This is a genomic window from Streptomyces sp. DH12 (assembly GCF_020873895.1).
Lineage (GTDB): Bacteria > Actinomycetota > Actinomycetes > Streptomycetales > Streptomycetaceae > Streptomyces.
The window spans coordinates 1-450 of the sequence record NZ_JAHWGT010001089.1; the positions used below are offsets into that span (position 1 = coordinate 1).

Annotated in this window: 1 protein-coding gene; it reads left to right on the plus strand. The window is 71.6% G+C overall.

From position 1 onward, the window contains the following. On the plus strand, positions 1-450 hold a 450-nt coding region (locus LPA54_RS38660), incomplete at both ends, for a YbdK family carboxylate-amine ligase (protein WP_228985061.1).

Consider the following 450-nt stretch of genomic DNA (forward strand, 5'->3'; position numbering starts at 1 on the left):
GCACGGTCGCCGCGCTGGCCACGTCGCCGCTGCCGGTCAGCCCGGCGGTCGGCGTCAACGAGCGGTACCGGTGGATGGAGCGGCAGTACGGCATCGCCACCCGTGAGCAGCTCGTCCTGGGCTGTCACGTGCATGTGTCGGTGGAGTCCGACGAGGAGGGCGTCGCCGTTCTCGACCGGCTGCGGCCGTGGCTGGCGGTACTGACCGCGCTGAGTGCGAACTCGCCGTTCTGGCAGGGCAAGGACTCGGGGTACGCCAGCTACCGCAGCCGGGTGTGGCAGCGGTGGCCGTCGGCGGGGCCGACCGAGCTGTTCGAGTCGCCGGAGCGGTACCACCGGCGGGTCGCGGACATGGTGGCGACCGGCGCGATCCTCGACGAGGGGATGATCTACTTCGACGCCCGGCTGTCCGAGCGGTACCCGACGGTGGAGGTACGGGTTTCGGACGTCG